This is a genomic window from uncultured Megasphaera sp., assembly GCF_900539295.1.
Taxonomy (GTDB): domain Bacteria; phylum Bacillota; class Negativicutes; order Veillonellales; family Megasphaeraceae; genus Megasphaera.
In genome coordinates, this window is the sequence record NZ_UQBH01000001.1 from 90,727 (window position 1) to 112,398 (window position 21,672).

21 protein-coding genes are annotated in these 21,672 nt (G+C 51.9%); 6 read left to right on the forward strand and 15 right to left on the reverse strand.

What is annotated here, in order from left to right; translation table 11 throughout:
- Positions 1 to 6: 6 nt before the first annotated feature.
- Entirely contained in the window at positions 7 to 372 is a 366-nt protein-coding gene (locus QZQ46_RS00455; RefSeq protein ID WP_296825997.1) for a P-II family nitrogen regulator, read from the forward strand.
- A gap of 244 nt (positions 373 to 616) precedes the next feature.
- Positions 617 to 1,897, forward strand: a complete 1,281-nt coding sequence (locus QZQ46_RS00460; RefSeq protein ID WP_296825998.1) for an MFS transporter — start codon at positions 617 to 619, stop codon at positions 1,895 to 1,897.
- 1 nt (position 1,898) lies between these two features.
- Here the strand turns inward: QZQ46_RS00460 and QZQ46_RS00465 are convergent, their stop codons facing one another.
- Positions 1,899 to 2,792, reverse strand: a complete 894-nt coding sequence (locus tag QZQ46_RS00465) for a LysR family transcriptional regulator (RefSeq protein WP_296825999.1) — start codon at positions 2,790 to 2,792, stop codon at positions 1,899 to 1,901.
- A gap of 392 nt (positions 2,793 to 3,184) precedes the next feature.
- Here QZQ46_RS00465 and QZQ46_RS00470 point away from each other — a divergent pair, with 392 nt between their 5' ends.
- The 4 genes from QZQ46_RS00470 to aroD all read left to right on the forward strand — a co-directional run bounded on the left by QZQ46_RS00470 (position 3,185) and on the right by aroD (position 8,208).
- On the forward strand, positions 3,185 to 5,191 hold the full coding sequence (locus QZQ46_RS00470; protein WP_296826000.1) for an FAD-dependent oxidoreductase: 2,007 nt from the start codon (positions 3,185 to 3,187) through the stop codon (positions 5,189 to 5,191).
- 144 nt (positions 5,192 to 5,335) lie between these two features.
- Entirely contained in the window at positions 5,336 to 6,214 is an 879-nt protein-coding gene (locus QZQ46_RS00475) for a shikimate dehydrogenase (protein ID WP_296826001.1), read from the forward strand.
- A 26-nt stretch (positions 6,215 to 6,240) separates the two neighbouring features.
- Entirely contained in the window at positions 6,241 to 7,449 is a 1,209-nt protein-coding gene (locus QZQ46_RS00480) for an MFS transporter (RefSeq protein ID WP_296826002.1), read from the forward strand.
- 12 nt (positions 7,450 to 7,461) lie between these two features.
- The gene (gene aroD / locus QZQ46_RS00485; RefSeq protein ID WP_296826003.1) at positions 7,462 to 8,208 is read left to right on the forward strand and encodes a type I 3-dehydroquinate dehydratase; all 747 of its coding nucleotides are present in this window, start codon (positions 7,462 to 7,464) and stop codon (positions 8,206 to 8,208) included.
- An 88-nt stretch (positions 8,209 to 8,296) separates the two neighbouring features.
- On the opposite strand, the gene QZQ46_RS00490 is transcribed toward aroD, so the two are convergent.
- The 14 genes from QZQ46_RS00490 to sdaAB form a co-directional block, all read right to left on the reverse strand.
- The gene (locus QZQ46_RS00490) at positions 8,297 to 8,803 is read right to left on the reverse strand and encodes a shikimate kinase (protein WP_296826004.1); all 507 of its coding nucleotides are present in this window, start codon (positions 8,801 to 8,803) and stop codon (positions 8,297 to 8,299) included.
- A complete protein-coding gene (locus QZQ46_RS00495; protein ID WP_296826005.1) occupies positions 8,793 to 9,626 on the reverse strand; it encodes a shikimate dehydrogenase in 834 nt (277 codons plus the stop codon). Before QZQ46_RS00495 ends, QZQ46_RS00490 begins: the two co-directional genes overlap by 11 nt.
- Positions 9,627 to 10,478: a prephenate dehydratase gene (gene pheA / locus QZQ46_RS00500; protein WP_296826006.1), complete on the reverse strand. Its 852-nt coding sequence runs from the start codon at positions 10,476 to 10,478 to the stop codon at positions 9,627 to 9,629.
- Positions 10,478 to 11,569: a chorismate synthase gene (gene aroC, locus QZQ46_RS00505; RefSeq protein ID WP_296826007.1), complete on the reverse strand. Its 1,092-nt coding sequence runs from the start codon at positions 11,567 to 11,569 to the stop codon at positions 10,478 to 10,480. The genes pheA and aroC overlap by 1 nt, the downstream gene beginning before the upstream one ends.
- A gap of 1 nt (position 11,570) precedes the next feature.
- Positions 11,571 to 12,857: a 3-phosphoshikimate 1-carboxyvinyltransferase gene (aroA, locus tag QZQ46_RS00510; RefSeq protein WP_296826008.1), complete on the reverse strand. Its 1,287-nt coding sequence runs from the start codon at positions 12,855 to 12,857 to the stop codon at positions 11,571 to 11,573.
- On the reverse strand, positions 12,854 to 13,927 hold the full coding sequence (gene aroB / locus QZQ46_RS00515; RefSeq protein ID WP_296826009.1) for a 3-dehydroquinate synthase: 1,074 nt from the start codon (positions 13,925 to 13,927) through the stop codon (positions 12,854 to 12,856). Before aroB ends, aroA begins: the two co-directional genes overlap by 4 nt.
- A complete protein-coding gene (locus tag QZQ46_RS00520) occupies positions 13,908 to 14,795 on the reverse strand; it encodes a prephenate dehydrogenase (protein WP_296826010.1) in 888 nt (295 codons plus the stop codon). Before QZQ46_RS00520 ends, aroB begins: the two co-directional genes overlap by 20 nt.
- Positions 14,796 to 14,813: 18 nt before the next feature.
- The gene (gene aroF / locus QZQ46_RS00525; protein ID WP_296826011.1) at positions 14,814 to 15,836 is read right to left on the reverse strand and encodes a 3-deoxy-7-phosphoheptulonate synthase; all 1,023 of its coding nucleotides are present in this window, start codon (positions 15,834 to 15,836) and stop codon (positions 14,814 to 14,816) included.
- A 422-nt stretch (positions 15,837 to 16,258) separates the two neighbouring features.
- On the reverse strand, positions 16,259 to 17,164 hold the full coding sequence (locus QZQ46_RS00530) for a polysaccharide deacetylase family protein (RefSeq protein WP_296826012.1): 906 nt from the start codon (positions 17,162 to 17,164) through the stop codon (positions 16,259 to 16,261).
- Between the two features lie 5 nt (positions 17,165 to 17,169).
- The gene (gene yqeC, locus QZQ46_RS00535) at positions 17,170 to 17,958 is read right to left on the reverse strand and encodes a selenium cofactor biosynthesis protein YqeC (protein WP_296826013.1); all 789 of its coding nucleotides are present in this window, start codon (positions 17,956 to 17,958) and stop codon (positions 17,170 to 17,172) included.
- A 20-nt stretch (positions 17,959 to 17,978) separates the two neighbouring features.
- Positions 17,979 to 18,788: an FAD binding domain-containing protein gene (locus QZQ46_RS00540; protein WP_296826014.1), complete on the reverse strand. Its 810-nt coding sequence runs from the start codon at positions 18,786 to 18,788 to the stop codon at positions 17,979 to 17,981.
- A gap of 21 nt (positions 18,789 to 18,809) precedes the next feature.
- Entirely contained in the window at positions 18,810 to 19,544 is a 735-nt protein-coding gene (locus tag QZQ46_RS00545; RefSeq protein WP_296826015.1) for a suppressor of fused domain protein, read from the reverse strand.
- Positions 19,545 to 20,112: 568 nt separating this feature from the next.
- The gene (sdaAA, locus tag QZQ46_RS00550) at positions 20,113 to 20,997 is read right to left on the reverse strand and encodes an L-serine ammonia-lyase, iron-sulfur-dependent, subunit alpha (protein WP_296826016.1); all 885 of its coding nucleotides are present in this window, start codon (positions 20,995 to 20,997) and stop codon (positions 20,113 to 20,115) included.
- A gap of 10 nt (positions 20,998 to 21,007) precedes the next feature.
- Entirely contained in the window at positions 21,008 to 21,667 is a 660-nt protein-coding gene (gene sdaAB, locus QZQ46_RS00555; protein WP_296826017.1) for an L-serine ammonia-lyase, iron-sulfur-dependent subunit beta, read from the reverse strand.
- Positions 21,668 to 21,672 lie beyond the last annotated feature (5 nt).

Genomic DNA, 21,672 nt, shown 5'->3' on the forward strand with positions numbered 1-21,672 from the left:
ATACAGATGGAAGAACATACCCTTACCAAAATAGAAATCATTACGCGTCCGAGCAAGTTGGAAGAACTGAAAGAATCACTGAACAACATCGGCGTCATGGGCATGACCGTCAGTCAGGTCTTTGGCTGCGGCCTTCAAAAAGGCTACGTCGAAGTGTACCGCGGCCAGCGATACAACATCAATCTCCTGCCGGGCATCAAGGTAGAGACCGTCGTCTGTGAAGTCCCCGTCGACAAGGTCGTCGAAGTCGCCGAAAAAGTCTGCAAAACAGGGAAGCCCGGCGACGGCAAGATTTTCATTTATCCCCTGGCCGACGCCGTCCGCATCCGCACCGGCGAACGAGGCCCCGTGGCCATTATGGATGAAAAATAATATTGAATCTAAAAAGGCTGGTGTACGAATAGGTTATTTCGTACACCAGCCTTTTTGAGTACAATGAATCCATCAATTCCTTAATCTAAGGTTAATTCAAGAAACCAATAACCAATACGTATCAATAAATGCGAAATAAATAATAGTATCTATTCCTATTCTTAGTTACAATAAATATATTCTTCACTACCATGATACTATCAGTATATGTGAATATCCGAACAAGCCGAAAGGAAGATGATATATGACACACTCAAGTCCTAAGAAAACAAAGAAGCGCTGGTTTATGCTGTTTCTCTTATTTATCCTCACGGCCATCAATTACCTGGATCGGACCAACATGGCCGTCGCTGCCTCGAGCATGAGCGACGAGCTCGGTTTCAGTGCTGCTACCATGGGCCTCTTATTTTCGGCCTTTTCCTGGTCGTACGGACTGATGCAGATTCCCGGAGGCTGGTTCATCGAACGCTTCGGCTCACGCATCGTCTATACGGCATCGTTATTCTTATGGTCCCTGTTCACCATGTTCATGGGCCTGGGAAAATCCTTTGTCTCTCTCTTTGGCATTCGCATGGCCATCGGCGCAGCCGAAGCGCCGGCCTTCCCGACAAACAGCCGCGTCGTCGCCGCCTGGTTCCCGTCACATGAACGGGCAACGGCAACGTCTATCTATACGGCCGGCGAATTCATCGGCCTGGCTTTTCTGACGCCCGTTCTGTTTTGGATTTTAGAAACCTACGGCTGGCGGGAAATTTTCTATATCACAGGTTTTATCGGCATCGTCGCCAGCCTCTTTTGGTTCTTCCTCTACCGCGACCCCGGTGCCAATTCCGGCGCTAACGAAGCCGAACTGGCCTACATCCGAGAAGGGGGCGGCTTAGGCAGCCAGGCAACAGAAAAGCAAAAAATTACCTGGTCCCAAATCGCAGAATTATTTAAGCACCGCCAGCTCTTAGGCATTTACTTAGGCCAGTTCGCCAACACGAGTACCATGTTCTTCTTCCTGACCTGGTTTCCGACATACCTGGTCATGTCTAAGAACCTGCCCTTATTAAAAGCCGGCATTTACGCTATCATTCCTTACATCGGCGCCCTTATCGGCGTCCTCCTCGGAGGCTATTGGTCTGACTCGATGCTGCGCCGCGGCAGTTCCCTTTCGAAAGCACGAAAATTGCCGATTATCTGCGGTCTCCTCTGTTCGATGACCATTATGACGGCCAACTACTTTGATTCCCTCAATGCCATCATCGCCGTCATGGCCATTGCCTTCTTAGGTCAGGGCATGGCCGCCATCGTCTGGAGTACTGTCGGCGATGTAGCCCCTGCCCATTCCGTGGGCCTTGCCGGCGGCGTGTTCAACTTCATCGGTAATCTGGCCGGCATCATTACGCCCATCGTCATCGGATTCATCGTCCAAGCTACGGGCTCTTTTGTAGGCGCCATGATTTTCGTCGGCTGCGTCGCCGCCCTCGGCGTTTTCTCATTTATCTTCATCGTCGGTGACCTCCACCGCATTGAAGAATAGGTTATAATGCCCCTCGCTGCCAACGAGATAAGAGATAGTTTCGGAATCGTTCTACGACGGGCAGCACCTGCGATTGACGCAGAAGAGCCAAGAATAGGTAGCGCCGTTCAAAGGAATCGGCAATGGGTATTCGATCGAGATTATAGTATTGCAAGGTATAAAAATCAGGCAAAATCGCAACGCCATAGCCGGCCGCTACAAAGCCGGCCATGGCGTTGTCTTCTTCTACATGACAGGCAATTTTCAGCTGCACCTGAGCTTGCTCCAGCAGTTTATTGATCATCTCGTTTAAACCGCTGCTCTTATCAAAGGCAATGATGGGGTAGGGCTCGAGCTCTTTTAAGGATACGGAGCCGCGGTTGCTCAGTGGATGGCCTTTAGGGACCGCTACGACCAGTTCTTCCTCGGCAACGGGGTAAAAAAGAACGTCCGGTTCATTTTCAACCGAAGAGCAGAGGGCTGCATCGATTTTTTCTTCTTTCAACTCTTTAATCAGCGCCGCTGTCGTCCCCTGATGAAAATCAAAGGTTATGCCGTCATTGCCTTCAGCTGCCTGAAACTGGGTAATCATCTCCGGCACCAAAGTATAGCCCATGGTGTAAATAAAGCCCAGCGTAATCTTTCCTTGATCGGGACGCGTATAGGCCTTCATCAAATCGACGCCGCGCTCCAATTCCTGAAGAGAACGTTTCACATAAGGCAAGAAAAGATGGCCGTACTTATTTAAATAAATATTTCTCCCCCGTTTTTCAAAGAGCTGGATTCCCAGCTCTTTTTCCATTTCCCGAACAGCTCGATTGAGGCTGGGCTCAGTAATGAACAAGGCTTCTGCAGCCTTTCGATAATGTTCGGTTTCAGCCAATTTTAAAAAGTATTGAAGTTGCTTTAAGTTCATAATAGACTCCTTACGTATGCCTTTTTCTCAACAAAAGTGGCAAAAGCAGATGAATCAATAGGTCTATGTTTATTATTCCAATCTCGTTTTCTATCAATATAGGCCGATTGTTTTTAAGCCAAATTATTTGTCTCCAGTTATATTTATTTTATAAAAACCGCATGGTTATGCTAAAAAATCGTCATTCCCAGAAATATTGTTTTTGTGCTGACATCCTTTTCTCTACATATCCCGTCTTTATTATATCATTTTCAATAGTTTTTTTGAATTATTTTGCCGTATTTTAAGAAATTGTGTTATCAGTATTTTGTCCGTATAATAGGGACGTATCAAAAATATAGTTCTATGTTTCACATAGATTTTAGTCCTATATAGAAGGAGGGTCTCTCTTTATGAGCCAGCAGTATCCACATATTTTTGAACCCTTCACGGTCAAGCGGACTACCTTCCGCAACCGCGTCATCATGCCCCCGATGGGTTCTAACCTTGCAACCTTCACGGGCGAAGTATCGGAAGAAATGAAGAATTACTACGGTCTTCGCGCCCGCGGCGGCACCGCCTTGATTACCGTCGAAAACGCCTGTATCGATTATCCCTTGGCAACCAACGGGACGAAACAGCTGCGTATCGACAAGAAGCAATTCATCCCCGGTCTTTATGAACTGACCGAACGGATTCACAAATACGGTGCCTTGGCATCGATCCAGCTCAATCACGCCGGTGCTTCGGCATACCCGGAACGGCTGAACGGGCTTCAATCCGTGTCGTCCTCGTCGGTTCCCTCTAAAGAAGGCAATCCGGCACCACGTCCTCTCGATAAATGTGAAATTCTCAACATTGTCCAGAAATATGCCATTGCCGCTCAGCACGCTATCCAGGCCGGCTTCGACATGGTAGAAATCCACGGCGGCCATTCATACTTGCTGGACCAGTTCTTATCTCCTCTGTATAATAAACGTACCGATGAATTCGGCGGCTCCTATGAAAACCGTGCCCGTTTTGCTCGCCTCGTCGTCGAAGCGGTCCGCAAGGCCGTAGGCCCTTGGGTTCCCATTTCCTTCCGTATTTCGGCAGATGAATTCATCGAAGGCGGCAACACCTTGGAAGATACGTTGAAGCTCCTCGAATACATCGAACCGGAAGTCGATATCATCAACGTATCGGCTGCCGTCAACGACTCCATCCAGTACCAGATCGATAAATGCGACATGCCCGATGCTTGGCGTGTCTACCTGGCGGAAGCCGTTAAAAAGAAATTCAACAAACCGGTCGTCGCTTCCGGCAACATCCGTCATCCGCAAATCGCCGACCAGGTCATTGCCGAAGGCAAGACCGACTTTATCGCCATCGGCCGCGGTCTCATCGCCGATCCCGACTGGGTCCGCAAAGCACAGTTTGGCCGTACGGACTGTATCCGCCAGTGTATTTCCTGCAACATCGGCTGTGCCGATCACCGAATCTCGAAATCCCAGCCCATTCGCTGCACCATCAACCCCGACGTTACCGGCGGCGATCAGTATAAGAAACAGAAGGTCACCCGCGACATCCACGTCGTCGTCATCGGCGGCGGCACATCGGGCTTAGAAGCAGCCTGCACGGCAGCTGAAGTCGGCTGTCGGGTCACCCTTCTCGAACGAGAAGATAAATTGGGTGGATTGACCCGCAAGATTGCCTTGTTCCCGGAAAAGAGCCGTATCGAAGATTTCCCGGCCTACCTCGAACACCGTGCAGCTAAACTGCCTAATCTGACGATTCGCCTGAATACGACGGCAACCAAGGAACTCTTGGCTGAATTAAAGCCGGATATCCTCTATTCCGCAACGGGTTCTCGCCCCATGCTGCCGCCTATTGAAGGCCTTCGCGAATTGACCGATGCTGAAGGTTCCAACATCCGCTCCATCTACGGTTTCATGGACAACATTCCTTACTACGAAGCCAATGCGGAAGGCAAAAAGGTCGTCATCATCGGCTGCGGTGCCGTCGGCCTCGACGTCATGGAATTCTTCACCCTTCGTAAAGCTGAAGTCACGATGATTGAAATGATGCCGTCCTTCGGGAAAGATGCCGATATCGTTTCGAAATCGACGTTTAAAGAACTCTTAGAAAAGCATCCCGTCGACATGCACCTCAGCACGGCTTTGCAGAAGGTTTGCCCGGACAAGTTCATTGCCTCCCACAACGGTGAATCTGCCGAGTATCCTTTCGATTACGGTTTCATTTGCATGGGCCTCGTTCCGGACATCCCGGCGGACAATCCCTTTGAAACCTATGCCAAAGAACAAGGAATTCCCTTCTGCAACTTTGGCAACAGCCGCAAGACAGGTCAGATTATCCACGGCACAGAACTCGGCCGCGACATCGTCGCTACGATCGATATGATCGGTGGTTTTGATGACTAAATGAGCAGAAAAACAGGATACTGCCGCTGTTTCAAGTGACAGTATCCTGCTGCTTATCTTTTTATACAACTACATGTGAAAATTAACACATGTGTTTTAAATAACTTATTCTATTATCTATTAACCAATAGGAGGATTTTTATCATGGGTAAAATTGCAGTTACAGAACGAGTTACAGGTCATACGGAATTAATCGGTCTCATCGCTTATCCGATCCGTCACAGCATGTCGCCGACGATGCATAACGAAGCCTTCAAGAAATTGGGCCTCGATTACGTCTATGTCTGCTTTGAAGTCGACAACTCGACGCTGGAAGAAACGGTCAAAGGCCTTCGTGCCATGAAAGTCCGCGGCTGGAACGTTTCCATGCCTAACAAAGGACCGATCACGCAGTACCTCGACAAATTGTCGCCGGCCTCCCAGATTATCGGCGCCTGCAATACCGTCGTCAACGATAACGGCGTATTGACCGGCACCATTACCGACGGCGTCGGCGCCATGCAGGCTCTCAAAGACGAAGGCGTTGAATACGTCGGCAAAAAAATGGTCGTCATCGGTGCCGGCGGTGCCGCAACGGCAATCCAGGTTCAGGCAGCCCTCGACGGCGTACGCGAACTGACGATTTTCAACCTTGACGATGAATTCTATGCCCGCGGTGAAGAAACGGTCAAGAAACTCCGTGAACGGACGGACTGCATCGTCAATATCTACCACCTCGAAGACCACGCTAAATTGAAAGAAGAATTAGACAGTGCCGATATCCTCATCGACAGCTCGTCGTGCGGCATGAAACCCCTTGAAGACGTCGTTTCCCTTCCGGATAAATCCTATCTCCGCCCGGATTTAGTCGTCATGGATACGGTCTATGCTCCGCGCCAGACGAAGTTGATGAAATGGTGCGACGAAGTCGGCTGCAAAAACTTCAATGGCCTCGGCATGATGCTCTATCAGGGTGCTGCAGCCTTCAAACTTTGGACCGGCAAAGAAATGCCCGTAGACTTCATTAAGGACGTTCTTTTCTAATTATCACCCAAAGGAGAAAACTATCCATGGAACAGACACATTCCTATCGCCCCTTATGCCTTAGCCTGTATCTGAACTACTTTGTACACGGCATTGGCGTTATCGTACTCGCCCAAAACATGGATGCCCTGGCAGCTCGCTGGGGCAGCATTGCCGACGTCGCCTGGGTTATTTCCATGCTTGGCATCGGCCGCCTCATCGTCTTATTCGTATCGGGCAAATTATCGGACAAATACGGCCGCAAGCCCTTCGTCCTCCTCGGCATGGTCACCTATGCCGCCTTCTTCGTCGGCATCCTGCTCAGTCCGACGTCGGCCGTCGCCTGCGTCTTCGGTATTCTAGCCGGGATTGCCAACTCCTTCCTCGATGCCGGGACTTATCCGGCCCTCATCGAGTCTTATCCGGAAAGCGCCAGCACGGTTACGGTTCTCTTGAAAGCCTTCATTTCGGCTGGTCAGTTCCTCTTGCCTTTATTTATCGGCATCTTGGTTTCGATGCAGGCTTGGTACGGCTGGTCCTTCATCGTCGCCGCCGTCATCTTGGCTCTTAACATTCCGGTCATGATGAAACTCAGCTTCCCTTCCATGAATCCGGTAAAAGAAGCTCAAGAAGAAGGCAAGGATACGGCAGCTGCGTCCTGGATTCCTAAATCCAAATGGTATCTCGAAGGCATTTGCTTCGTTCTCTACGGCTATATCTCGCAGGCTACGTTCTACCTCATCAGCCAGTGGCTTACCAAATACGGTGCTGCTGTCGCTCAGATGTCGGACATGGCTGCTCGCTCGCTCATGAGTTACTATTCTATCGGCTCCCTGGCCTGCGTCTTCTTTACGGCTATCATCACCAAGAAAGGGATTCGTCCGATTACCCTGCTCGTCGCCTATACCTTCATTTCCACCCTTTCCATCAGCGGCCTCTACTTCATGCCTTCGAGCACCTTAGCTCCGATTCTCTCGTTCATCGTCGGCTTCTCCGCTGCCGGCGGCGTCATGCAGCTCGGTTTGGTCATGATGACGGAAATGTTCCCCAAAGGAAAAGGCACGATGACCGGTATCTTCTATACCACAGGCTCTATCGCTTCCTTCACAATTCCTGTCATTACCGGCTATATGGCTGACAGCGGAATCAACAGCATCATGGGCCTCGATGCCGCCATCGCTCTGGCAGGCTTCATCATTGCCTGCATCATCTACGTACGCTACAATAGTGTCATGAAAGAAAAAGCTACTGCATAGGAGGATTTAAACATGGTTAAAATTGGCAATGTCAACCTCGATAACGGAATGCCTAAGATTTGCGTTCCCATCGTCGGCCACTCTGTCGACGAACTCGTTCAAGAATGCCGTTATCTCCAAGATAAAATTTACGATGTCGTCGAACTGCGCATCGACTTCTTAAAAGACGTTACGTCTCTCGAAGCTGTCGGTGAAGCCTTAGCAGCTGTCCGCCAAGAACTTCCCAACGGCGCCATCCTGTTCACCTTCCGCACCAAAGAAGAGGGCGGCGAAACAGCCGTTCCCGAAGCATACTACTTCGACCTCATCAACTACGCCATTGAAAGCGGCAAAGTCGATGCCGTCGACATCGAATACTTCCGCAGCCGCGAAAGCATTGAAAAGACCTTAGCTGCAGCTAAAAAACATGCTGTCACAGTTGTCATGAGCAATCATGACTTCGACAAGACGCCGTCTTTCGATGAAATCACCGACCGTTTAACAGGCATGAAGAAACTCGGCGCTGACGTCGCAAAATTGGCTTGCATGCCAAAGTCTGCAAAAGACGTTCTGACCCTGCTTTCGGCAACGGAAGCTGTAAAATCGCAGTATCCGGATGAACCGATCATTACCATGTCCATGGGTAAACTCGGTGCCATCAGCCGCATCAGCGGTGAAATCTTCGGTTCTGCTCTGACCTTCGGCTCTGCAAAAAAAGCATCTGCTCCGGGTCAACTTGAAGTCACCATGCTCCAGCAAATCCTGCGTGCCCTTCACTAATAAGCACACCTTAAGCCAATAAATTTTCCAACAAAAAACAGATGTCCCCATGAATCATGATTCATGGGGACATCTGTTTTTCTTCGGTCTATTTAATATCGTCAATAATAGCTGAAAAGGCGTCCAACACTTCTTCAATGGTCTTATCATTGAGGACTCGGTAATCGGCGGCATTGCGATAGAGGGCAATGCGTTCATCATAGAGGTCGTATACTTTCTGTTTTCCGTCCTTTAAGAGGGGCCGCGTCGAGACGTCGACATCACTGACGATATCATCGGGTGAGCGGTCGAGAAAGAAGACGATGCCCGTCTGTTTAAAGATTTCGATATTTTCCGAGCGCTTGACGACGCCGCCGCCGCAGGCGACGACCGTGCCTTCTTTAGCCGCTAAAGCCTTGCTGGCCCGTACTTCGGCATCGCGGAAGCAGTCTTCGCTGACGGCAAAGAGTTCGGGAATCGATTTTCCTTCTTGGGCTACGATGACGTCATCGGCATCATAGAAATCCCGCCCCATTCTTTTGGCTAAGGCCTGTCCGAAGGTTGTCTTGCCGCTGCCGGGCATGCCGATGATGATGATGTTCTTTTTATTTTTCATAATAGTGTTCCATCTCCCTTGCAATTTGTTCAATGACTGACGAAGATATATCCTGATCCATCCAAATTTCTTCAGAACCGATGGCCTGGGCGACGAGCATGTACATCCCGTTTAAGGTCTTGGCACCGTGCCGTTTGGCAGCCTGCAAAATGCAGGTGTCTTTAGGATTGTAAACGATGTCGACGACGGCTGGAAAGCGGGCAATGGCCTCTTCCGATATGGGACAGCCGTCGATATTGGGAAACATGCCGACAGGCGTGCAGTTTACCAGAACATCGCCCCTGCAGGATCGTTCAAAGGCAGGGTAATCAATCGTTTCGACACCGATCCGTTTCGTAAATTCATCGAATTCCGTTTTCGAGTGCGGATTTCGAGATACGACGACGATAGATTTGGCCTGATTGTCAAAGAGGTACTGGATGATAGCCCGGGCCCCGCCGCCGGAGCCGAGGACGACGCAGTCCTTATTTTTTACCGTAATGCCGGCATGAACCAAGGATCGGCCGAATCCGCAGTAATCCGTATTGTATCCGAAGGTGCCGTGATCGGTAAAGTGAATCGTATTGACGGCGCCGATGATGCGGGCTTCACGAGAAATATCCGTCAAATACGGCATGACGTCGAGTTTATACGGGATGGTGACGTTAGCTCCCGTATAGCCTTCTCGGCGAAGGCGCTTCAGTTCATTAGAAATGTCGCTGCGGTCCATTTCCAAGATGCCGTAACGAGCTCGGCCCTGGACTTGTAAGATGCGGAACAGTTTGTCGTGGATTGCCGGAGAAGCGGTGTGACCCAGCTTGCCTCCAATAACGCCTAACTTCATCTATATCCCTCCTCGGTCGGATACGTAATTGCCTAGAATTTTAAAGTAGTTGCAGTGTTCTGCCAGATTATGCAGTACTCGGTCCGTTGCCGGATCGCTGAGATTTCCCATGACATCGATATGGAAAAAGTATTCAAATGGCCGCCCTTTCAGGGGACGCGACTCTAAGTGCGTCATATTCATGCCGTTGTAGAAAAAGTAGCCCAAGACGTGGTACAAGGCGCCGGGGCGATGCTGCGTCGTCAGGACCAAGGTGATCTTATCGGCTGCCGGTACCTGTTCCCGATCAGCGGAAATGACGAAAAAGCGGGTGTAGTTCTGGGCGTTGTCGTTGATCGATTCAGCCAGTATGTCCAAGCCGTACAGCGAGGCTGCCTTGCGATTGGCAATGGCCCCGATATGGGAATCTTTCATATTCCGGACCTTTTCGGCGCTCTCAGACGTGCTGAAATAAGGGTGGAGCTGCCACTCCTGGTGGTATTTCAGATAGTCCCGGCACTGATTCAGGCCCTGAATATGGGAATAGACTTCACGAAGGTCGTCAAGCTTTGCCCCCGGCAGGCCGAGCAGGCAGTGATCGATCTTGACGTATTTCTCCCCGACGACGCAGCAGTCATAGCGGTGGATGAAATCATAGACATCCGTAATTCCGCCGGTCGAAGAATTTTCAATCGGCAAGACGCCGTATCGGACCTTCCGGGAAGCGACGGCTTGGATGACGTCTTCAAAATGAGGGAAGTACGCCGCCGCAAAATCCTGACCGTCGAAATAGAGCCCCATGGCTTCATCCGTATACGAACCGGGCCGGCCGAAACAGGCGATGCGCAGTCCTTTCGCTCCAGGATCCTCCATTACAGGCACCGTCCTTTCGTCGACAGCCAAACATCGAGGATGGCCCAAGCCGCTGCCGCTTCGACGACGGGGACGGCTCTTTGAACGATGCAGGGATCGTGGCGGCCTTTGATGACCAGTTGGCAATTTTCCTTCGTATCCGTATCAATCGTGTCCTGAGTCTGACTGATGGACGACGTCGGCTTGACAGCCAGACGGAATACGAGGGGCATGCCGTTGGTAATGCCGCCGTTGATGCCGCCATTGTGATTAGTCTTGGTCTTTACGACGCCCTGATCGTAATAGAAGGCATCGTTGGCCTGAGATCCCCGAAGGCCGGTCAAAGAAAAGCCGTCGCCGAATTCGATGCCCTTTACGGCAGGCACGGAGAACATCATGTGACTAAGGCAGCTTTCGACGGAGTCGAAAAAGGGATCGCCGAGTCCCGCCGGAAGGCCCGTGACCATGCATTCAATGACGCCGCCGACGGAATCGAGGTCGTTTTTAGCTGCGACGATCCGCTCTTCCATCTCAGCTGCCCGTTCCTTATCGAGGACAGGCAGCGTCTCTTTTTTTAAGGCCTGAAGGGTTTCTGTCGACTCACCGAGAGGAGAAAAGCCTTTATCCTCAACATCGGCCAAGCGCAGGATATGAGAGCCGATGACAACGCCCTGCCCGGCTAAAATTTGCGAAGCGACGGCACCGGCAAAGACCAAGGGAGCCGTCAGGCGGCCGGAAAAGTGGCCGCCGCCGCGGTAGTCGTTGAAGCCGCCATAGCGGATCTTACCGGAGTAATCGGCATGGCCGGGCCGCATGATATGGCGCAGCTGATCGTAGTCCCGCGAGTGCTGATCGCCGTTGCGGATCATGGCACACAAGGGCGTCCCCGTCGTATGGCCGTTAAAAAATCCGCTCTGAATTTCAAAGGCGTCTTTTTCCGACCGCGTCGTCGACAGCTTATTCTTTCCCGGTGCCCGCCTGGCCATTTCCTGACCGACGGCATCCCAGTCGATGGCCATACCGGCCGGCAGTCCGTCTAAGACGGCACCGATAGAAACACCGTGGGATTCCCCAAAAATCGTAAGGCCGATGGTCTGTCCAAAAGTATTCATCTTATCCTTCCTCCTTTTCAACGATGCCGCCTAAGGTCTCGAAATCCTGCCAGAAATCAGGATAGGATTTACGGACGCAGTCAGCGCCTTCAATCCGCAGGGGCCGGCTGCAGCGCTGAGATGCGACGGCCAGGGCCATGGCGATGCGGTGATCGTTCCAGCCGCTGACAGTCCCCCCCGTAAAGCCGTCGACGCCGTGAATGATGAGGCCTTCTGCTTCTTCTTCGACGTCGCCGCCGATTTTGTTGAGCTCCGTCGCCATGGCGTGCAGGCGGTCGCATTCTTTAAGGCGTACCCGGCCGGCGTGAATGATGCGGGTAATCCCTTTCGCACAAGAGGCCAGTACGGTCAGGACCGGCACCAAATCCGGGCAGTCCTGCACGTCGATGACCCGGCCGACGAGGTCCGACGGGCAGGCCGTCAGTTCCGTCTTGCCTTCAATTTGGCCGCCCATGCTGCGGATGAGGGACACGATGACTTCGTCGCCTTGGGAAGATTTTTGGCGAAGGCCCGTGCAGCAGACGGCCCGGCCTAAGGTCCCTGCTGAGAGCCAAAAGGCGGCCTGGGAGTAGTCTCCTTCGACGGTATACGTTCCCGGCTGATAGGACTGTCTGCCGGCAATGCGGTAAGAACCGTCCCATTCTTTGTCGATGACGATGCCGTGCTGGCGCAGGCAGTCGATGGTCATATCGACATAACTGGCTGACTCCAGGGGCGTCGTACTGCGAAGGTGTGAATCACCGTCCAAGAGGGGCAGGGTCATGAGCAGGCCCGAAAAGAACTGAGAACTCACGTCGCCTCTTAAGGCGTAGGTGCCGGCCGTAAGACGGCCTTCGACGGTCAGAGGCAGGGCCCCGCCTGTCGTCTCGTAGGCGATGTGCTTTTCATCAAAGAGCTGATAATACGGTGTCAGCGGTCTTTGGGCCAAGCGGCCTTTCCCAGAAAAAGTGCAGCGGCTGCCGCTCAATACGGCGACGGGAACGAGAAAGCGCAGGGTCGACCCCGATTCATTGGCATCGACGGCGATAGGACGGGGCTGTTTCTGTAAGCCCCCTCGTACGCGATAGGCTGCTCTTCCGGGATGCTCCGAGACGGCCGGCGTAATATCGGCCCCTAAGGCTTTCAAGATACGGCAAGTCGCCTCGATGTCCTGCGACAGGGAGATGTTGTCGACGAAGCTCTCGCCGTCTGCCAGGGCGGCACAGATGAGGTCGCGGTGACCGATGCTCTTGGAGGAAGGGGCTTCTACCGTCCCCTGCAGGGCCTGTGGTTTAATGGTTACATTCATGGAGCGACCTTCTTTCGGATGTATTTCGGCAATTCTTCTGCCTCGATGGGCAACAGGCGTCCCTTGCCGATTTCTTTTAAAATGATGAGGGTCATGTGATTGCCTCTCATCTTCTTATCATTACTGATATAGGGGATGAGGTCTTCTGCCGAGGCATCGACGTCGACAGGCAGGCCGTAGCGGGTAAGGAGTTTTCGCAGCCGCGCCGTCGTTCCTTCTTTCGTAAGGCCCAAGCTTTCGGTGACGCCGGTCAGCATCGCCATGCCGGCGGCAACCCCTTCGCCGTGGGTATAGCTGCCAAAGCCGTAACAGCCTTCGATGGCATGTCCGATGGTGTGGCCGAAGTTTAAAATCATCCGTTCCCCCATGTCGAGGACATCTCGTTCGACGAGGTCGGCTTTACTCTTACAGCAGCGTTCGATGATTTCTTCCCAGTGATTGAATATCCGTTCATCGTCGAGATTTTCCAAAAGTTCGAAGAGTTCCACATCACGGATACAGCCGTATTTAATGACTTCCCCCATGCCGTCGTGGATAAATCGCTTGGGCAGTGTCTGAAGCAGGATCGGGTCGATGAGAACGCCTTTGGGCTGATAAAAATTACCGGCCTGGTTCTTACCGCTCGGCAAGTCGATGCCGACTTTACCGCCGACGCTGCTGTCGACTTGGGATATGATGGTCGTCGGAATCTGAATAAAGGGGATACCCCGTAAAAAAGTAGCTGCGGCAAAACCGCCCAAATCCCCGACGACACCGCCGCCAAAGGCGATGACGTAGTCGCTGCGGGTAATGCCCGAATCGGACAGGGACTGATATAAAGAGAGAAGGGATTCTGCGCATTTATGTTCTTCTCCGGCCGGGAATACCAGGCGATGGACGCAAAAGCCGCTCCCTTCCAGGGCCGATTGAAGCCGCTGTCCATAAAGGGCATCGACGTTGGAATCGGTAATGACAGCTAAGGTCTTAGACTTCGTCAGGCTGCGGATATAGTCGCCGGCCCGGTCGAGCAAGCCATTTTCAATATGAATATCGTACGAATCTTTTCCTAATTCAACGTGAATGTGTTTCATAAACTAAGTCCCTTCTCCGCGTAGCGGCTTGCTGTAAAAATCGGGTCAGCCCTTCGGCATCTTCGGCTGAGAGCATCGTCGAAAAAGAAGTTAAGGCTTTACGGAAGCAGTCGATTTCATGTAAGAGGTTGTCCTTATTGGCTAAGAACAGGTTGGTCCACAAAGGTGCGTTGATGTCAGCTACGCGGGTACCGTCGCGAAAGCTGCCGGCCACGAAGTATTTGGTCATCGTATCCATCGATTCGCTGTTGACCAGAGCCGTCGCCAAGACGTGGGGCAGGCAGCTGGTATAGGCGATGAAGCGGTCGTGTTCTTCCGGCGATACGCGGACGACATGGGCACATCCCAGGGCCATAGCCATACTGGTAACGGCCAGGAGATGATTTTCTTTATTCTCCTTCGAAGGAACGAGAATATAATTGGCATTGTTGAAAATATCGGCACTGGCCATGGCATAGCCCCTGCCTTCCCGGCCGGCCATGGGATGACCGGAAATGAAGTCGACGCCTTCCGGCAAGAGGGCCGTAATGGCCGCTGCCGTATCGCCCTTGATGCCGGCAACGTCAGTGACGATCGTCCCGGGAGCAAAATGCCTTCTATTTTCAGCCAAAAAGCGAATCATGACCGAAGATGCCGTACAGAAAATAATCAACTTTGCCTTTTTCAAAGCCTCGCAGCCGAAGGTATATACCTCATCGACCATGCCTTCCCCCTTGGCCTGCTGAAGGGCTCGTTCGTCGGGATCGACAGCGATGATATGCTTTGTCCCGATGCGCCGCAGGCCGCGGGCGAAGGATCCTCCTATAAGCCCCAGGCCGATGATGGCCACGGTCTCATTCGTATTAAAACCACTAGCTTCCGTATCCATAAAACTTCCCTGCTTTCCTTATATTTCTCGTCCGACAATGGGCGCCAATTTACGAAGTGACTCCATGAGATCGGTAAACATGGCCGGTGTAATTGACTGGGCCCCGTCGCACAACGCCTTATCGGGATTATTGTGTACTTCGATCATCAACCCGTCGGCCCCGGCAGCTACAGCCGCTCTGGCTAAATCGGCGACCATCCAGCGTTTTCCCGTAGCATGGCTGGGATCGACAACGATGGGCAAATGACTTTGCCGCTTGACGGCAAGGACGGCGCTGAGATCGAGGGTATTGCGGGTGTAGGTTTCAAAAGTCCGAATCCCTCGTTCACAGAGGATGACGTTGCGGTTGCCTTCAGCCATGATGTATTCCGCCGACATGAGCCATTCTTCGATGGTCGCGCAGAGGCCTCTTTTTAATAAGACAGGCTTTCTCGTCTTGCCCACTTCTCGGAGGAGGTCGAAATTCTGCATGTTGCGGGCCCCGATTTGGATGATATCGACGCCGTCTTCGAGAAAGACCGGCAGCTTATCGGCCGACATGATTTCCGTAATGACCGGAAGTTTTGCCTTGCGGCCGGCATTGCGCAGCATATCGAGCCCCTTATTTCCGAGTCCTTGGAAGGAATATGGCGACGTCCGCGGTTTAAAAGCTCCGCCGCGAAGGACAGCCGCCCCGGATATTGCAACATCACAGGCTACGCCTTCAATCTGCTCCGGCGTCTCAATGGAGCAGGGGCCGGCAATGACGGCCAGTTTTTTACCACCGATAGAAACGCCGCTGCTACCGACAGGAATGACCGAATCCTGAGGATGAAAGGCACGGCTGGCTCGTTTATAAGGGACTTCGACACGCATGACTTTATCAACAAATTCATAGCTTTGCACCCGTTCGACATCGATGACGGCCGTGTTGCCGACAAGGCCCATGACGGTCTGGCGAGTACCTTTACTGATGTCAATCTGCATTCCTTTGGCTTTAAGTCTGTCAATCAATGGCTTTACTTCTTCTTTTGTCGCATTTGCTTTCAACACAATAATCATTGTCGTGTTTCCTCCCTGTCAAATAAAAAAAGCAGGCTCCCATGAGCCTGCTTCAAAAAGCCTTTATATCTCGCCTGTCCCTCGTTCCTTTATCCGGCTAAAGCCGACTTCAAGGGAACAGCTAGAAGTCTCCTCATGTCTACATCAGTCATATTGAATTCGTCGCACCAAAAATAGCCAGCGCTAAAATACAGGTAGCCCCAGCCAAAATAAGTAAAGACGTATTCAATTGCCTGACGTAAGCATGGCATGTTCATAATGATCTCCTCATTTAAAAATTCGTTGTCGTCATTGTATACCTCAACGAGATAGTTGTCAAGGCTAAAAAAACAAGGATTCTCTGTATAGATATGAGAATCCTTGTAGATAATCGTTTAACTAGCCGACATTTTACATACTTTATACACATACTTCGTATGCTTTTACCACGATGGCGGAATGGCCGTCGTGACGACACGGAAGGTGTAGCCCCTATCTTTCAGGAGCTTTATGATTCCCGGCAGAGCATCGACGGTTGCACCGTGCCCCGAGGCATCATGCATGAGAATGACCAGGTGGCGATGAAGATAAGGCCGCAGCTCAAGCTGCTGTCTGATATTCTCAACAGCCTTGCCGGCAGACTTTCCCGTGCCGTCGGCATCGCCCGTCAAGGCATTCCAACCGACTTCTATATAACCTAGATTTTCGATGGCCGGCCAGAAGGCATCGGTAAAATGCCCTTTTGTTCCGCCCGGTGCCCGTGAAATAATCGGCCGGACGCCGATGATATTATAAATCGCGTCTTCGGTATTCATCATTTCATCGACGTAGGCCGTCGGAGATTGGTATAATTTTTTATAATCATGGGTATACGAATGGAGGCCCATGCCATTACCGGACTGATAGATCTGCTTGACCACGTCGGGATAGCGGACGACGTTTTGTCCGGTCAGGAAAAAAGTAGCCTTGATATTTTCTTTTTTCAGGATTTCCAAAATCCGCGGCGTATTCTTATCATTCGGTCCGTCGTCGAAAGTCAGGTACACGACGTTGTCGCCGTAGTAGTAGTCCCGCGTCCCGCCATAGGTCGTCGGAAGGCCTTTTGCCTGGCGCTGGCGGGTCGTATATTTATCATAAACCGGTTTATCATTATCCACGGAGGGGAGAGAAAAATCATCGCCGACGAAGACGACATCGGGTTTAACCGGCAATATTTCTTTTACCGGCGGAACGTGCCCTTCTTCAGCGGCAGCGATGACTTCATCGCGGTCAATATTCAAGATAAAGCCCAAGGTAACAAGGGCTGCACATACAAGACATCCAAAAAATAATCTTCCTTTTTGTTTCATTCGTACTACATCCGTTTCTTTCTTACGTTATCATAATTAATATACTGCCGGATCGTGCAAGTTTCCCGATAGCCGTCAGCAAGGACACTGGCCGTGAGGTCAAAGTCTTCGAGATCGTCGAGAAGGGCTTCGGTCATGCGGTGCTGAACGGCATTATAACCCGTACAGAAAAGAATCCGTGTACAGCGCACGCCGCGGAACAGGCCGCGCGGATGCTGAATAAGTTTCGCCAGCATAGCCGGCGTAATGACGGCCCCGCAAGGGCGTCCCATGATAGCGGCTGCCGTTTCAACGCCTTCTATTTTTTCGCCGCTGATGACATTGCCTAACATCTGAAGATTGAGGACACCGATGACAGTGTCACAGTGATTGGGCAAGGGGATATCGTCGGCAAGCGGCGCTTTAAGCCATTTATCACGGCCGGCATCCCCTTCGATCAGGATGTACCAGGCCGGATGGCGCTGCTTGATTTCGTCGATGACCTTGGGCTCAAGACCAATATAGAAGTCATCATCATCAAGGCCGGCAAACCAAGCCGGCACATGGCCGGAAGCAATGCGTTCAGCACAAAAAGCCTCCCCTTTTTCTACATCTTCCGTGCAGATGACGTCAAAAGGTTCGACATTGTCGACGCGCATGCTGTCCATGGGGACGATACTGCTGACCATCATAGGCAGATGACCGCCGTGACCATAGGTCCCGAGACGTTCGAGGACCGTCGTCTTTCCGCCGGCGCCTACAATGGCCGTAATACCAGGCTGCAGCATACGCCGCCAACGATTATCATTAAACATGAAAGAACCCCCTTTTATTCCTAATTCGCAACATGACGGCTGTATCCCTTCCAAGCCGATTTAATAAGGCCGCGGACCATTTCAATCGTCAAGGTCCGCCGTTCTTCTTCAGAGCAGGTGCCGAAATTGCCAAAATCCAATTCTTCACTGGCTAAGTGGGCTACGTTTTCCTTAACGGCCATGCCCTTTTCCGTCAATTCATCACTGGCCGACCGGGCGATAGCCGCTGCCCCGGGGCGGCCGCCGACGACGATGCGCCACGCCTCATCCCGCAGGGATGCCGCTCCGACCAGATAAGGTTCATCCGACGGCAGCCGTCGATAAGCCTTATAAGCAGTATACACTTCTTCGCGGGCAATGGAAATACCCGTAACCAATTCCCCCATGGGAGGGCACTGCAAATAGTCTTCCAAACTCATCCGTCCCTTGTCCTGAATCAGGACATCGACGTGCAGCGACAAAAGGACGGGCAGGAGTACCGAAAAGGCCGCCTTCCCGGAAACGACTCCGCCAAGGGTACCATAGCGCTGGACATCCTTATCGGCAACGTCGCTGATAGCCCGGCTGACGGCGCCGCCGGCTAAAGCCTGGATGACCGATGAAATCTTAATCTGCCACAAGGGCGTCATGGCGCCGATGACGATTTCATCGCCTTGGTCTTTAATGTAGCTGAGCCCGGCCTTCGATAAATCAACAGCCAGGTCATAATGTTCTTTTCTATATTTCAATCCCTGCGTTCCCGCCAGGAAAACAGCGGACCCGGCCTGCCGATATGCTTCATAGGCAGCAGCCGGATTATCTGGAACGAAAGTCGTCGTACTGGTAATCACAATCGTCCGATCCACCTTTCTTTAAGGCCCTGTATCGTCGTCTTCAAGGGCGATATTCGGCCTGTCTTTGTTGAGCAGGAAAGAACCTCCGCACTCATCGAGAATGGCATCGACCAAACTGTCGATTCCGATATCGCTGCACAGATCCATTTCCTCTTTATATAAAAGGATAGGCATGAGGAGTTCCACTACCGTACCGTCAAGCATCTTCACGCCGCCCAATTGGCCTTCAAACTGAACGATGACCAAGCCGGACAATTCCGTATCCTCAGCAAAGGCCTCGTAGGTCCCCCGATTGGGCAGTAAAAAGCCGTAGCCCATCCACACGTCGTGAACATGAGGGAATCGGCCGAGCTCCATGAGCAGCCATATCGGCCAGGCATTTTTATCCTCCAGTGAAATGCGGCTCTCCCGCTGAAAAGGCCACTGAGCCGGCAAAATGAGGCACAATTCACTATACCCTTCTTTGCCCGTCGCAAAATCGCCAGACGGATAACGCATGGGCGACGCACTCATGCCCATGGTATGAAGGAGGTAAAATGGCTCTTCCACCGTCGGATACAATATTTCTACATCGACGGCCAGCGGAGTGCCGGCAGGATCGTGAAAAACTTGCCACTGACGGTGAGGAAAAAGGTTGTGGAAATACTGCTGGACAGCCAGTCCGTATTCATCATGGGTCCGTTTGATCCGCTTCGTATCGGTTAAAGAGAAAAAACGAGGCCGGCAGACTGTCTGTATCGGTAAGGTATTCATAGAATCTCCCCCCTTTGCGTTATACTCAATTTCATTATAACATAAATATTCCGTCTTTTGGCAATCAAAAAAGGGCCGGCGCAAATGCCAAGCCCCTTTTTCACGATGATGACGATACCCCGCTCAGAGCCGTCAGCCTCTTTGTCAGAGGAACTGTCTGCAAAGCGTATCGCCTGTTCAATTGACGGGATATATCATAACAACAAATATACAAATTGTCAACTCAGAGAGACACAATCTGCCTTGTAAAAGCCCGGTCGGTATAGTAAAATAGAAAGTAACGAACCGAACTATATTAACCGCAAAGGGATGACTTACATTGAAGGTACGCTGGGTAGAACTGAATCGTTTCGAAGCTGAATTGATCGTTGAATTTACCTGTCAGCCTAAGGATGCTCCCATTTCTGCCAGCCTATGCCGAATGATTTACCGCCGTCTCGAGGGACAGCCGACACTCGCACAAAACCGAGCAGATATAAGGGAAAAAGAGTAGCACAGGGAAGATTGGAAAGACTGCCGAAGGGCAGTCTTTTTTCATTTCTCCATCGCCTCTGTCAACGTACGGTCTCTACTCCTCCATGGCCTTTTCCAACCGCGCAGCGATGGCCTTCCCCGTATCCGTCCTGGCCAATCCTCCGTCGGACGTTTCCTTCAAGGCGACCGGCATGATGCGGCCGATTTCAGCCATGGCAGAAATGACTTCATCCGGCGGAATGACGCTCTGAATACCGGCCATGGCCATTTCAGCAGCTGCCAGTGCCTCTACGGCAAAGACGGCGTTTCGTTTGACGCAGGGGACTTCTACTAAGCCGGCAACGGGATCACAGGCCAGGCCTAAGGTATTTTTCAGGCACAGAGCGAAAGCCTGTAAGATCATATCGTTGCTGCCGCCTGCCATCGAGACGGCAGCAGCAGCAGCCATGGCCGCAGCCGTACCGCATTCGGCCTGACAGCCACCGACGGCTCCGGCAACGGTAGCATTATGGGAGACGACGGCACCGATTCCCGACGCCGTAAACAAGGCGTTTACCATGGCTTCACGGGACACCTCCAAGATTTCAGCCTCAGCCATCATGACAGCCGGGACAATGCCGCAGGAGCCGGCCGTCGGACAGGCGACGATTTTAAACATCTTGGCATTAGCTTCACTGACCGCCAAGGCATAGACAGCGGCTTTATGAGCCAGTGGTCCTAAAAGAGTCGGCATACTCGCAGCTAACTTGTGGGCATCGCCGCCGACGAGGCCGCTGACAGATTTCCCCGGATCACTCATGCCGGCGTCGATGGATTCTTGAAAGACATCGAGACGACTGTCCATCATGGCACGCACTTTTTCTTCTGAAACTTCCGATGACTCTACTTCATGACGAACGACGATGTCCGCTAAGGTCGTCCCTTCTTTTTCGGCCAGCGTCAGCAGGTCATGAAGGCTATTGTATTCATATTTATACATTTTATTCCTCCTAAATAGGCCGCAGGGTCACGACGCTTTCAATGGCCGTAATGTTTTCAATCATATGGACGATTTCCGGCGGCACGGCACTGTCCGTGCAGACAATCATGACGGCCGTGGCATTCTTGGCACTGCGAAAGACACGCATATTCGACACGTTAATGTGGCCGATGGCCAAGACCGTCGTCGCCTGGGCAATGATGCCGGGCTGGTCGCGGTGGACCGTAATCAGCGTATGTTCTTCTCCGTTTAAGGCGACTTCGGCTCTATTTATTTCACGGATTTCAATTTTACCTCCGCCAAGGGATACGCCGAGGACTTCGACCTGCCGTCCTGATGCACCGGTCATAGCGATGCGCACCGTATTGGGGTGATGGACTTCATCATCAGAGCGACGAAAATCGATGTCGAGGCCTGCTTCCTTCGCCAGACTGAAGGCCGTTCGCAGGCGGACATCGTCTGCCGAAAATCCCAGCAGGCCGGCGACGAGAGCCCGGTCCGTTCCATGGCCCTTATACGTTTTGGCAAAGGACCCGTAGACCGTAATGACGGCCTTTTTCGGCTCGTCTTTCAAAATTTCTCTGGCCATGAGGCCGATGCGGGCGGCCCCTGCCGTATGGGAGCTGGACGGTCCGATCATAACCGGTCCGACAACATCAAAAACACCCATGAAAA